Source organism: Stutzerimonas stutzeri (genome assembly GCF_009789555.1).
In the GTDB taxonomy this organism is placed as follows: Bacteria; Pseudomonadota; Gammaproteobacteria; order Pseudomonadales; family Pseudomonadaceae; genus Stutzerimonas; species Stutzerimonas stutzeri_R.
In genome coordinates this window covers 3,648,867-3,661,474 of the sequence record NZ_CP046902.1, presented here as the reverse complement: position 1 = coordinate 3,661,474, position 12,608 = coordinate 3,648,867, and the positions used below count along the sequence as shown (strand labels likewise).

At 62.4% G+C, this 12,608-nt stretch carries 12 protein-coding genes; 10 read left to right on the top strand and 2 right to left on the bottom strand.

Features of this window, described 5'->3' with window-relative positions:
- The first annotated feature begins 6 nt into the window (after positions 1-6).
- From GQA94_RS16770 to GQA94_RS16745, 6 genes are all read left to right on the top strand, one after another.
- Complete coding sequence (locus GQA94_RS16770) at positions 7-1,182, top strand: tryptophan--tRNA ligase (RefSeq protein ID WP_233270268.1); 1,176 nt, start codon at positions 7-9, stop codon at positions 1,180-1,182.
- Between the two features lie 64 nt (positions 1,183-1,246).
- Positions 1,247-2,065, top strand: coding sequence for a segregation and condensation protein A (locus GQA94_RS16765; protein WP_158189076.1), 819 nt, complete (start codon positions 1,247-1,249; stop codon positions 2,063-2,065).
- Positions 2,066-2,103: 38 nt separating this feature from the next.
- The gene (gene scpB / locus GQA94_RS16760; protein WP_158189075.1) at positions 2,104-2,874 is read left to right on the top strand and encodes an SMC-Scp complex subunit ScpB; all 771 of its coding nucleotides are present in this window, start codon (positions 2,104-2,106) and stop codon (positions 2,872-2,874) included.
- A gap of 261 nt (positions 2,875-3,135) precedes the next feature.
- Entirely contained in the window at positions 3,136-4,965 is a 1,830-nt protein-coding gene (gene edd, locus GQA94_RS16755) for a phosphogluconate dehydratase (RefSeq protein ID WP_158189074.1), read from the top strand.
- Entirely contained in the window at positions 4,962-5,933 is a 972-nt protein-coding gene (locus GQA94_RS16750; protein ID WP_158189073.1) for a glucokinase, read from the top strand. The genes edd and GQA94_RS16750 overlap by 4 nt, the downstream gene beginning before the upstream one ends.
- Before the next feature lie 269 nt (positions 5,934-6,202).
- Entirely contained in the window at positions 6,203-6,394 is a 192-nt protein-coding gene (locus GQA94_RS16745; RefSeq protein ID WP_158189072.1) for a DUF1289 domain-containing protein, read from the top strand.
- Here the strand turns inward: GQA94_RS16745 and GQA94_RS16740 are convergent, their stop codons facing one another.
- Complete coding sequence (locus tag GQA94_RS16740) at positions 6,395-7,258, bottom strand: MurR/RpiR family transcriptional regulator (RefSeq protein WP_158189071.1); 864 nt, start codon at positions 7,256-7,258, stop codon at positions 6,395-6,397.
- Between the two features lie 153 nt (positions 7,259-7,411).
- Between GQA94_RS16740 and zwf the strand changes: the two genes are divergently transcribed.
- From zwf to rluB, 4 genes are all read left to right on the top strand, one after another.
- A complete protein-coding gene (gene zwf, locus GQA94_RS16735; RefSeq protein WP_158189070.1) occupies positions 7,412-8,881 on the top strand; it encodes a glucose-6-phosphate dehydrogenase in 1,470 nt (489 codons plus the stop codon).
- A complete protein-coding gene (gene pgl, locus GQA94_RS16730) occupies positions 8,868-9,581 on the top strand; it encodes a 6-phosphogluconolactonase (protein ID WP_158189069.1) in 714 nt (237 codons plus the stop codon). Before zwf ends, pgl begins: the two co-directional genes overlap by 14 nt.
- A gap of 17 nt (positions 9,582-9,598) precedes the next feature.
- Entirely contained in the window at positions 9,599-10,246 is a 648-nt protein-coding gene (locus GQA94_RS16725; RefSeq protein ID WP_158189068.1) for a bifunctional 4-hydroxy-2-oxoglutarate aldolase/2-dehydro-3-deoxy-phosphogluconate aldolase, read from the top strand.
- A gap of 131 nt (positions 10,247-10,377) precedes the next feature.
- Positions 10,378-11,508, top strand: coding sequence for a 23S rRNA pseudouridine(2605) synthase RluB (gene rluB / locus GQA94_RS16720; RefSeq protein ID WP_158189067.1), 1,131 nt, complete (start codon positions 10,378-10,380; stop codon positions 11,506-11,508).
- Between the two features lie 319 nt (positions 11,509-11,827).
- On the opposite strand, the gene GQA94_RS16715 is transcribed toward rluB, so the two are convergent.
- Positions 11,828-12,568 carry a YciK family oxidoreductase gene (locus GQA94_RS16715; RefSeq protein ID WP_158189066.1) on the bottom strand — a complete coding sequence of 247 codons (741 nt, stop codon included), beginning with the start codon at positions 12,566-12,568 and terminating at the stop codon, positions 11,828-11,830.
- Positions 12,569-12,608: the final 40 nt, after the last annotated feature.

Here is a 12,608-nt window from a genome sequence, read left to right as displayed (position 1 = left end):
TCCGGTATGCGACCCAACGGCCGCCTTCACCTTGGCCATTATCATGGCGTCCTGAAGAACTGGGTCAGGATGCAGCATGAATATCAGTGCTTCTTCTGCATCGTCGACTGGCATGCGTTGACCACCGATCATGCGGCCGGTGCCGATATCGCCCGTAACGTGCAGGACATGGCGATCGATTGGCTGGCGGCGGGCGTTAGCCCGAGCTCGGCGACGTTGTTCATCCAGTCCCAGGTGCCCGAGCACGCCGAGTTGCACCTGTTGTTGTCGATGATCTGCCCCCTGGCCTGGCTGGAGCGGGTACCTTCGTACAAGGAACTGCAGCTCGATGCGCAGCAAAAGGAACTCGGCACCTACGGCTTTCTCGGCTACCCGCTGTTGCAGGCCGCCGACATCCTGGCCTATCGCGCAGGTGTGGTACCCGTGGGGGCCGACCAGTTGCCGCACATCGAATTCGCGCGCGACGTAGCGCGGCGTTTCAATCACCTCTATGGCAGCGAAGAAGATTTCGAGGCGAAAGCCGAGGCGGCGGTGCGCAAGCTCGGCAAGAAGAGTTCCAAGCTCTACGCCAGTCTGCGAAAGCAATACCAGGAACAGGGCGATCTCGAAGCCCTGGATACCGCTCGCGCATTGCTCAAGGATCAGCAGACCATCACTATCGGTGACCAGGAGCGCCTGTTCGGGTATCTGGAAGGCAGCGGCCGGCTGCTGCTGCCGGAGCCACAGGCGCTGCTGAGCGATTCGCCGAAACTGTCGGGCCTGGACGGCGGCAAGATGGCCAAGTCGGCCAGCAATTCTATTTACCTGCGCGACACACCTGAGGTGATCGAAGACAAGATCAAGCGCATGCCCACCGATCCGGCTCGGGTGCATCGCCATGATGTCGGAGAACCGACACGTTGCCCGGTCTGGCAGATGCATCTTTCCCATTCGACCGACGAGGTCTGTCGGTGGGCCGAGCAAGGCTGCCGCAGCGCTGGAATCGGCTGCCTGGAATGCAAGGCGCCACTGATTGACGCTATCAAGCTTGAACTGGCGCCGCTCCAGGAGCGGGCGCTCGATTACGAGCAAAGCCCGGACCTGGTGCGCAGCATTCTTGCCGAAGGTGCTGAGCAGGCTCGCGACGAGGTTCGCGAAACGCTGGTGGTCGTACGCCAGGCCATGGGCCTGAACTACCGCTAGGGCCACCCGGCAAAGCGGGCTAAGCTGGCGCCGCTACCCGATTCGTTCGTTCCGTGGAGAAAGCATGCAAGAACCCCAGGCCGCAGCGGCGACCGATCCGCCCGGCGAGCAGTTGCGGCTGGCACTCGTCTACGGCGAGGCGTTCAACAACCTGCCGCAGGATCTGTATATCCCGCCCGATGCGCTTGAAGTCTTCCTCGAGGCATTCGAGGGACCGCTGGATCTGCTGCTGTACCTGATACGCAAGCAGAACATCGATATCCTCGATATTCCGGTGGCCGAAATCACGCGTCAGTACATGGGCTATGTCGAGTTGATGAAGGCCGTGCGATTGGAGCTGGCTGCCGAATATCTGGTCATGGCCGCGATGCTGGCCGAGATCAAGTCGCGTATGTTGCTACCCCGTTCGGCCGAAGTGGAGGAAGAAGAGCTCGATCCGCGTGCCGAGCTGATTCGTCGCCTGCAGGAGTATGAGCGCTTCAAGGCGGCCTCCGAGGACCTCGATCAATTGCCGCGGGTCGGCCGCGAACTGCATGTGCCGCGGCTTGAGGCGCCGGACGCCCGGGCGCGCAAGTTGTTGCCCGAGGTCAGCCTCGAGGAATTGCTGATTTCCATGGCCGAGGTGTTGCGCCGGGCCGATATGTTCGAGAGCCATCAGGTCACGCGCGAAACACTGTCGACCCGTGAACGGATGAGCGAGGTGCTTGAGCGGCTCAAGGGTGGCGCTTTCGTGCCGTTCGTTGCGCTGTTCGCGCTGGAAGAAGGCCGGCTCGGCGTGGTGGTAACCTTCATGGCCGTGCTGGAGTTGATCAAGGAATCCTTGGTCGAGCTGGTGCAGAACGAGCCCTTTGCGCCGATTCATGTTCGTGCGCGGGTCGAATAGCGCTCGCGCGCGCTGTGGCTGAATCGAGGTAGTCAAGGTTGAATCTTTCCGATCCCAAGGATCTCGCGTCCCTGCTCGAAGCGTTCTTGCTGGCTGCAGGCAAACCGATGTCGCTCGATCGAATGGCCGAGCTGTTCGAAGAGGCCGAGCGGCCTTCACCTGCGCTGTTGCGCAAGGCACTGGAGGTGCTCGACAAGTCCTGCAAGGGGCGCGCGTTCGAACTGAAAGAGGTCGCCAGCGGTTATCGCTTGCAGGTTCGCGGACGCTTTTCGCCCTGGGTGGGCCGGCTCTGGGAGGAACGGCCCCAGCGCTATTCACGCGCATTGCTGGAGACGCTGGCGCTGATCGCCTACCGCCAGCCGATTACCCGCGGCGAGATCGAGGACATCCGCGGCGTTGCGGTCAACAGCCAGATCGTCAAGACGCTGCTCGAACGCGAGTGGGTGCGGGTCGTTGGTCACCGTGATGTGCCGGGACGTCCGGCGATGTTCGCCACCACCCGACAGTTTCTCGACCATTTCAACCTTAAAAACCTCGACGAGCTGCCGCCGCTGGCGGTGCTGCGAGAGATGGAGCCGGAGCCGCTGCCGGTGGATGTGGAAGAAGCCCCCGTGCCGACGGCGTTGCAGGCTCGTGCCGATCTTGCGCTTGAGGCCGAAGACGCGCCTGGTGAGCGGACCAGCTTTCGCAGCCTTCTGGCGGAGCTGGACAGCATGGAAACTGGGCTCAAGACTGATTTCGACGACCTGCGCGACGAAACGCAGGCGCAAGGGTCAGGCCTTCCAGGCGAGGATCGCCGCGATTATTGATCAGCGGCTGTCGATCGCTCAGATGCATTCGGTAATCCGGAGGCTCAATGGGTGCCGCGTTTCGAGCAGGACGGGTGAGGGTCGTCTGGCGTCCAGCCGGTCAATCGATCGGAGCTGATCTCGATTATTGCGTCGAAATGGCAATGGGCGCTGTCATATCGCAAGAGGCGAGTGCTTTTCGCCCGGCTGCCACGGTCGGTCAGGCCCATTGATACGCTGGTTTGTTGGTAAAACTACAGATTCACGAGCAGGAGTGATGGCATGCACCCGCGGATTCAAGAAGTTACCGAACGATTGATCGAACGCAGCCGCCCGTCGCGACAGCGGTATCTTGCCCAGATGGCCGGCGCGGCAAGCGACGGGCCTCAGCGCGGCAGGTTGCAATGCGCCAACTTCGCTCACGGCGTCGCGGGTTGTGCGTCGTCCAGTGATAAGCAGGCCCTGCGGTTGATGAATGAGGCCAACGTGGCGATTGTGTCGGCCTACAACGATATGTTGTCGGCGCACCAGCCCTATGAGCACTTCCCGGACATCATCAAGCAGGCGCTGCGCGACGTCGGTTCGGTCGGACAGTTCGCCGGCGGCGTTCCGGCCATGTGTGACGGTGTCACCCAGGGCGAGGCGGGCATGGAAATGAGCCTCGCCAGTCGCGAGGTGATCGCCATGGCTACCGCCATTGCGTTGTCGCACAACATGTTCGACGCGGCGCTGTATCTGGGCATCTGCGACAAGATCATCCCAGGTCTGATGATCGGTGCGTTGCGCTTCGGTCATCTTCCGGCGGTCTTCGTGCCGGGGGGGCCGATGCCGTCGGGTATACCCAACAAGCAGAAAGCCGAAGTCCGGCAACGCTACGCCGAAGGCAAGGCCAGCCGTGAGCAATTGCTGGAGTCGGAGATGCTGTCCTATCACAGTCCGGGGACCTGCACCTTCTACGGCACGGCGAACACCAATCAGGTGGTGATGGAGATCATGGGACTGCATCTGCCAGGTTCATCCTTCGTCAATCCCTACACCCCGCTGCGCGACGAGCTGACGCGTGAGGCGGCGCGCCAGGTCACCCGCCTGACGCCGCAATCGGGCAACTACCTGCCGTTGTGCAAGATCGTCGATGAGAAGGCGATCATCAATTCCGTGGTGGCGCTGAACGCCACAGGCGGCTCGACCAACCACACGCTGCATATTCCGGCATTTGCCCAGGCGGCAGGCATCCAGCTGACCTGGCAGGACATGGCCGATATCTCCGCCGTAACGCCTACCCTGGCCAAGGTCTATCCAAACGGGCAAGCCGACGTGAACCATTTCCACGCCTGTGGTGGTGTGCCGTTCATGGTCCGTACGCTGCTCGATGCCGGGCTGTTGCACGAGGATGTCCATACGGTCATGGGGCAGGGGCTCAGGCAGTACATGCGCGAACCCTTTCTGGAGGACGGTCGTCTGGTCTGGCGCGAAGGGCCGGCGGCCAGCCTCGACGAAACGATCCTACGGCCGGCCGAGCGTCCGTTTTCCCCCGAAGGAGGCCTGCGCGTCCTGGAAGGTAACCTCGGGCGCGGCGTCACCAAGATTTCGGCGGTCGCGCCGGAGCATCGCGTGGTCGAGGCCCCGGCGCGCGTATTCAGCGACCAGACCGAACTGGCCCAGGCGTTCAAGAAGGGTGAACTGGAACGGGATTTCGTCGCGGTGGTGCGCTTCCAGGGGCCAAAGGCCAATGGCATGCCGGAGTTGCACAAGCTGACGCCGTTTCTGGGCGTGCTCCAGGACCGAGGCTACAAGGTGGCGCTGGTGACCGACGGCCGCATGTCCGGCGCCTCGGGCAAGGTTCCGGCCGCGATTCATGTATGCCCCGAGGCGCTCGATGGGGGGCCGCTGTGTCGGGTGCGCGACGGTGACATTATCCGTGTCGATGGCGAGACGGGTCAGTTGCGTGTGCTGGTTGACCAGGCGGCATTCGACGCACGAGAGCGGGTGATGGCACCGAGCGACCTGGGTATCGGGTGCGGGCGCGAACTGTTCGGTTTCCTGCGTACGGCCTTCAGCCCGGCGGAAAATGGCGCAAGCGTATTCACCGAGGCGCTGGAGGCGCTCAAGTGACGGGGCTGGTCGGGGATATCGGCGGCACCAATGCCCGTTTCGCACTGTGGCGCGACCAACGGATCGAGTCGGTGCGCGTCGTCCCAACCGCTGATTTCTCCTGTCCGGAAGATGCTATTCGCGCTTATCTACAAGGGGTCGGCCAGCGCGTCGAGGCACTGGAGGCTGTCTGCCTGGCCTGTGCCGGGCCGGTTTCCGGCGACGCGTTCGCATTCACCAACAACCACTGGCGCCTGAGTCGTCAGGCCTTTTGCCGGAACCTGGGCTTGAAGGATCTGCTGCTGATCAACGATTTCGCCGCCATGGCTTTGGGCATGACGCGTGTGCGCGACGACGAGCTGATCGAGGTGTGTCCCGGACGCTCCGAAACCGGCAGGGCTCGGCTGGTGATCGGGCCGGGCACCGGTCTAGGGGTTGCCACATTGCTGCCGCTTGGCGATGGCGGATGGCGCGCTTTGCCTGGGGAAGGCGGGCATGTCTGCCTGCCGATCGGTACGGCCCGTGAGGCTGCGTTGTGGGGCCTGCTGCACGAGAAGCTCGGCCATGTGAATGCCGAAGCGGTTCTCAGCGGCGGTGGCCTGCTGGCGCTGTATCGAACCAGCTGTGCATTGGATGGACAGCCGCCACGGTTCACTACGCCCGCCGAGGTAACAGCCGCGGCCCTGGCGGGTGATACCTACGCAAGTTCGGTATTGGAGCAGTTCTGTGTCTGGCTGGGCCGCATTGCGGGGGACAATGTGTTGACGACCGGCGCGCAAGGCGGCGTCTATATCGTTGGCGGCATCGTGCCACGCATCGTCGAATTCTTCCGGCACAGTGGTTTCCGCCAGAGTTTTCGCGACAAAGGCTGCATGAGTCGGTACTTCGACGACCTTCCGGTCTGGGTAGTGACCGCTGAATATCCTGGCCTGGAAGGCGCCGGGGTCGCGTTGCAACAACTATTGCAGGTGCCGTACCGCACGCGCTGACCCGCTTCGATACCGGCCAGTGACGGGCGCAGCCTGCCGGCTTTGATGCCCGTGCTGGAGCAGGACGGGCGGATCGCCCTTGTCTGGCGTCAGGCTCAATGCGCGCGATGCGCGCTTCGGAGGGCGATCCACAGCGCTGGCAGTCTGGCCAGCCAGTCGTCACACGTTGGGATTGATCGACCCGATAGCTTCATTTAGTTAGAACCTCCTGGCCGGGCGGGTCTCTACTTAGGCGAAGCGGTAGTCCTCACGCTGAACGGGAGGTGGATTTGGGCGACAAGGCGAAGAACCCATGCGTCAGCATTTGCAAGCTCAAGGACGATGTCTGCATCGGCTGCGGGCGCAGCCGCGAAGAGATGAAATCCTGGAAAAAAATGAAGAACAAGGAGCGCAAGGCGGTCAACGCGTTGGCCACCGAGCGATTGAAAGCGCTCGGCAAGGCGCGCAAGAAAGGCCGGTGATCACTCCTCTTCGGCCGGGTAGCGCGTTGCCAGCAGGCTCTCCTTGATCTTGCGCAGGTGTGGCTGGAAATCCACGCCGCGCCGAAGCGTAACGCCCGCGGCCAACGCGTCCAGCACGGTCAGTTGAATGATCCGGGACGTCATCGGCATATAGATATCGGTATCTTCAGGTAGCGGAATGTCCAGACTCAGCGTGCAGACCCGGGCCAGCGGAGAGTCCGCGGCGGTCAGGCCCAGCACTGATGCCCCGTTGTCGCGTGCCATCGCCGCCGCCTCCACCAGTTCGCGGGTGCGCCCGGTGTAAGAGATGATCACGAACAGATCGCCGGTGTGGGCGACCGACGCCAGCATCCGCTGCATGAGTACATCGCTGTGCGCGGTGACTGGCAGGTTGAAGCGAAAGAACTTGTGCTGGGCGTCCAGCGCGACCGACGCGCTAGCGCCAAGGCCTAAGAAATGGATCTGACGTGCTTGAATCATCAGGTCCACCGCGTGGCTGATCACCTTTGGGTCGATCGCCTGGCAAGCGCTATCGAGCGAGGCAATGGCGCTGCCGAAGATTTTCCGCGTGTAGGCTTCGGGGCCGTCGCCGGCTTCCACGGCGCGGCTGACGTAGGCGGCTCCGCTGGCCAGACTCTGCGCCAGTTGAATCTTGAGAATGGGATAGCCCGCAACGCCGAACGAGCGGCAGAATCGGTTGACGGTCGGCTCGCTGACCTTCGCCGCCTGGGCCAGCGCCGCAATGCTGTAGCGAGTCGCCTGTTGAGGGTCGCTCAGGATCACCTCGGCGACTTTCCGTTCCGCTTTGTTCAACTCCTCGAGCCGATTTTTTATCTGTTCCAAGAGATTTTTCATGCGATCCATGTCTCTTCTATCAAGGGGCTACGAGTGCCGCAGCGGCACATTGCCTGCATTGAACGCGAAAAAAGCCGCAGTATGTTGTTTTAATAAAAACATTGTGTGCTTAAATTGCGTGAATTGACCTGTCAAGCCGTCTTAACTGGTTAGTATAAAATCATGCCTGCTATCACTGTTGACGCGACCACCTTTGCTTTGTTCGGCGCCTCGGGCGATCTGGCGTTACGCAAGCTGTTCCCGGCACTTTACCAGTTGGATCGAGCGGGACTGCTCCACAGCGATACACGCATCCTGGCGCTTTCGCGTGATCATGGAGAGCCGGCGGCCCATCTGGAGCGGATCGATCAGGCGCTGCGCCGGTACGTTCCCCCGGCAGAGCTTGACGAGGCGGTGCTCGGGCGTTTCCAGGCGCGGCTTGACTCGTTCACGATGGATTTTCGCAACGCCCAGGACTACCCGGCATTGGCCGACGCGGTCTCGCCGGGCCTGCCGCTGATCGCCTACTTCGCAACGCCTGCCTCGGTGTACGGTTCGATCTGTGAGCACCTCGCGGCGGTCGGCTTGGCCGAGCAGACCCGGGTGGTACTGGAAAAACCGATCGGTCATGATCTCGCCTCTTCGCGAGTGGTGAACGATGCGGTCGCCCGGTACTTCCCCGAGACGCGGATCTACCGGATCGATCACTATCTAGGCAAGGAAACCGTGCAGAACCTGATTGCACTGCGCTTCGCCAACAGCCTGTTCGAGACGCAATGGAACCAGCACCATATCTCGCACGTCGAGATAACGGTCGCCGAGACTGTCGGCATCGAGGGGCGCTGGGGGTATTTCGATCAGGCCGGGCAATTGCGCGACATGATCCAGAACCACCTGCTGCAACTCCTCTGCCTGATCGCGATGGACCCGCCGAGCGACCTCACCGCTGACAGCATCCGTGACGAGAAGGTCAAGGTGTTGAAAGCGCTGGCACCGATCTCTCCGGAGCGTCTTGGTACGCAGGTGGTGCGCGGACAGTATGTGGCAGGGTCCGTCGCTGGCAAGGCCGTGCCGGGCTACCTCGAAGAGGAGAACTCGAATGCCGAAAGCAGCACCGAAACCTTCGTTGCGCTGCGCGCCGACATCTGCAACTGGCGCTGGTCAGGCGTACCGTTCTATCTGCGAACCGGCAAGCGCATGGGCGAGAAACTTTCGCAGATCGTCATCCATTTCAAGGAGCCGCCGTTCTATATCTTTGCGCCTGAGCAACGCTCCCTGACCAGCAACCGGCTGATCATCCGCCTGCAGCCGGACGAGGGTATCTCGCTGCAAGTGATGACCAAGGAGCAGGGGCTCGACAAAGGCATGCATCTTCGCAGCGGGCCGCTGCAGCTGAATTTCTCCGAGACCTACAAGCGTTCGCGCGTCCCCGATGCCTATGAACGCTTGTTGCTCGAGGTCATGCAGGGTAACCAGAACCTGTTCGTGCGAAAGGATGAGATCGAGTACGCCTGGAAGTGGTGTGACCAGCTCATCGATGGGTGGTCGCGTCTCGGCGACGCCCCGAAATCCTATCCCGCCGGGTCCTGGGGCCCGGTGGCATCCATCGCTCTGATCACACGTGACGGGAGGTCTTGGTATGGCGATCTCTGAACTCGAACTGCCGGCCGGCGTGGTCGCGCATCCCCAGTCGGATGCCGAGCAGTTGGCTCGGGCGCTGGCTGACCGGGTGTGCGAGGCACTGAGCGAGGCTCTGGCGGCCCGGGGCAAAGCCAGCCTGGTGGTGTCGGGGGGGCGTAGTCCGATCGCGTTCCTGGAAGCCCTGTCAACGCGCCAGTTGGATTGGTCGAGGGTGCAGGTCAGCCTGGCCGATGAGCGCTGGGTCGACGTAGACGATCCAGACAGCAATGAAGGGCTTGTGCGACGTCACCTGCTGCGCAACGCTGCGGTCGACGCGCAGTTGATCGGCCTGTACCAGCCAGCCGAAACACTGGAGCAGGCTGCGGAGCAAGCGAATCGACGGCTGCGTGATCTTGGTCGGCCGATCGATGTGCTGGTACTCGGAATGGGCAATGATGGTCACACCGCGTCGTTGTTTCCGAACAGTCCACTGCTGGCACGAGGGCTTGATCCCGCTGGGCGTGTCGATTGCCTGCCGATGCGGGCGCCCAGTGCACCGGAGCAGCGCATCAGCATGACCTATCCGTTGTTGGCGTCCGCCCGGATCCAGTGCCTGGCGATTCAGGGGCAGCAGAAGCTGGACACGCTGCGCCAGGCTATGCAGCTCGAAACCTTGCAAATGCCCATCGGCGCATTTCTGCATTCCCCGCTAGAGATTTACTGGTGCCCGTGAGGCCCGAGGATTTTTTCATGACCATGGACCAGAAAAACGCGCTGATCGAACGGATCTGTACCGAGGCGCGCATCCTTCCCGTCATCACCGTCGGCAGCGAGGAGCAGATCCTGCCGCTGGCCGATGCGCTCGCGGCAGGCGGGCTTACGGCATTGGAAATCACGTTGCGCTCGGCCCATGGGCTTACAGCGATTCGCCGCCTGCGCGAAGAGCGGCCGGAGCTGTGCGTCGGGGCCGGGACGGTGCTCGATAAACGCATGATGGATGAGGTCGAGGCGGCGGGTGCGCAGTTCATCGTCTCGCCCGGCTGTACCGATGAACTGTTGCAGGCCGGTGTGAACTGTTCGGTTCCATTGTTGGCCGGTATCAGCAACGCATCCGACATCATGCGTGGCTACGCGCTCGGCTACCGCCGCTTCAAGCTGTTTCCTGCCGAGGTGTGCGGCGGGGTCGCTGCGATCAAGGCGCTCGGCGGGCCTTTCGCCGACGTGCGCTTCTGTCCGACCGGTGGCGTCAACGCCGACAATGCGGCGCGGTACTTGTCGCTTTCGAACGTGATGTGCGTTGGCGGTACCTGGATGATCGACAGTGCAGCACTGAAGAACGGCGATTGGGCGGCCATTCGGCAGGCCACCGCTGAAGCGCTGGCGGCACTCGACCGATGATGAGTCTGCGTGCACGATGCGTCTGGCGCATCGTGCGGTTCCGCTTGCCAACCTTGCTAGTGCGTTGACGAACCGGTGCGCGTATAGTGCGCGGCCTTTCTATCGGAACTGCCACACCGGGAGGTGCCCAGATGACCGAACACGACGATACAACCCCTCATATTGCCCACGGCGAAAAGCTGCAGAAAGTGCTGGCTCGTCTTGGCCTGGCTTCGCGACGCGATGTCGAGAACTGGATTGCCGCTGGCCGGGTCAAGGTCAACGGCGCCGTCGCAACGCTAGGCCAGCGTGTCGACCTGCATGACGCGATTGCGGTCGACGGGCGCCTGCTCAAGCGTGAAGAAGCCAACGAAGGGGTCCGCCGCGTCCTGATTTACAACAAGCCGGATGGCGAAATCTGCACCCGCGACGATCCCGAGGGCCGGCCAACGGTTTTCGACCGCCTGCCTCGTCCGAAAGAGGGTCGCTGGATCAATATTGGCCGGCTCGATATCAACACGACCGGTCTGCTGTTATTCACCACCGATGGCGAGCTGGCCAACCGCTTGATGCATCCTTCTTACGAGATGGACCGCGAATACGCGGTGCGTGTGCGTGGTGAAGTCGATGACGAGATGATCGAGCGCTTGAAAACAGGCGTCATGCTCGAAGACGGGCCGGCACGATTCACCGATATTCAGCAAGCGCCCGGCGGCGAAGGCTTCAACCACTGGTACCACTGCGTGGTAATGGAAGGCCGTAACCGCGAGGTGCGCCGTCTTTGGGAGTCGCAGGGGCTCGTGGTCAGTCGGCTGAAGCGCGTGCGGTTCGGGCCTGTCTTCATGACCTCTGACCTGCCGATGGGGCGCTGGCGCGAAATGTCCCAGGGCGAGGTGGATATCCTTAGCGAGGAGGTCGGTCTCAAACCGGTTGCGCTGCCGGGCATGAAGGCAAAGACCAAGGACAAGCTCGACCGCATGCAACGCAAGGTGGCAAAGCCGATCGGGCGCGGCGAGCGCCGGCCCAGGGTGCTGCGCTCGGCTCATGAGGCCGATGCGCCAAGCGGTGGCGGGAAAGGCCGTCGCTCGCGCGATGACCAACCCGCGCGCAAGCCGCGCGATGCGGATGAGCGCAGCAAGCCAGGCCGCGGTACGCCCGTGGCGGAGCGGCCCAGCGCTGTCGGGCGTGATCGTAAACCATCGCCAACCAAGCGCAACGGGCCGCCAGCGTCAGACGGGCAGCGTCCCGGTTTCGGGCGGGGCGATCGCTCGAAGCGCCCTTGAGTGCTGAGGTGAAACGATGAGGGCGGGGCCGTAATTGGCCCCGCCCTTTTTTGTATCCGATTGCTCGCCTCGTTTATAACGCGGCGGCGTAGCCGGTCGCAGCCTGCGCGCTTGGCCTGGTTAGCGCCTGATCGGGTCGGCGCAACAATTCGTTTTGAGCCGCTCAGGCACGATACGCGGCGTAACCCAAGCTGGCAGACAATCGAATCCGCTGATCGCCCACAAAAAAAGCGGTGTCAGCGAAACGGCAGAATGATGTCGGTTGGATATTCAAGGGTTTACAGGAGCGCGTGAAAACAGGCGCTCCTGTCACGGGGCCTTATTGCGCGTCCAGTGCCTGGCCGTTGATCCCGTTGCTGTCTGGTCCCATCAGGTAGAGATAGACCGGCATGATGTCGGCGGGCGCCGGGTTGACCGCAGGATTTTCCCCTGGGTAGGCCTTGGCGCGCATGTCTGTACGGGTGGCGCCCGGATTGACACTGTTGCTGCGCACGGATGTCGTGCCGTCCAACTCATCCGCCAGCACCTGCATCAGCCCCTCGAGGGCAAACTTCGATACGGCGTAAGCGCCCCAGTAGGCACGGCCTTTTCGCCCGACGCTGCTGGAGGTGAACACCACCGAAGCATCCTTCGCCAACTTGAGCAGAGGCAGCAGGGTACTGGTCAGCAAGAACGCGGCGTTGACGTTGACCTGCATGACGCGCATGAAGTTGTCACCAGACAACTGCTCGATGGGTGTGCGTGGACCCACGATACCAGCGTTGTGCAGCAACCCGTCCAAGCGGCCGAATTCCCGCTCGAGGGTGGCCGCCAGTTCATCGTATTGATGCGGCAGGGCCGTTTCCAGATTGAGCGGGATCACTGCGGGTTGCGGCCATCCAGCGGCTACGATGTCGTCGTATACCCTGTTCAGGTTCTCTTCGCTTTTGCCCAGCAGCAACACGGTCGCACCGTGGGCGGCGTAGGCTTTAGCGGCGGCTTCGCCAATCCCGCGGCCAGCGCCGGTAACCAGAATGATCCGATCCTTGAGCAGGTCGGGACGGGCGGAATACTCGAACATCTGAAACCTCATGTGCATACGTGGGCCAAGGCCCACCGAT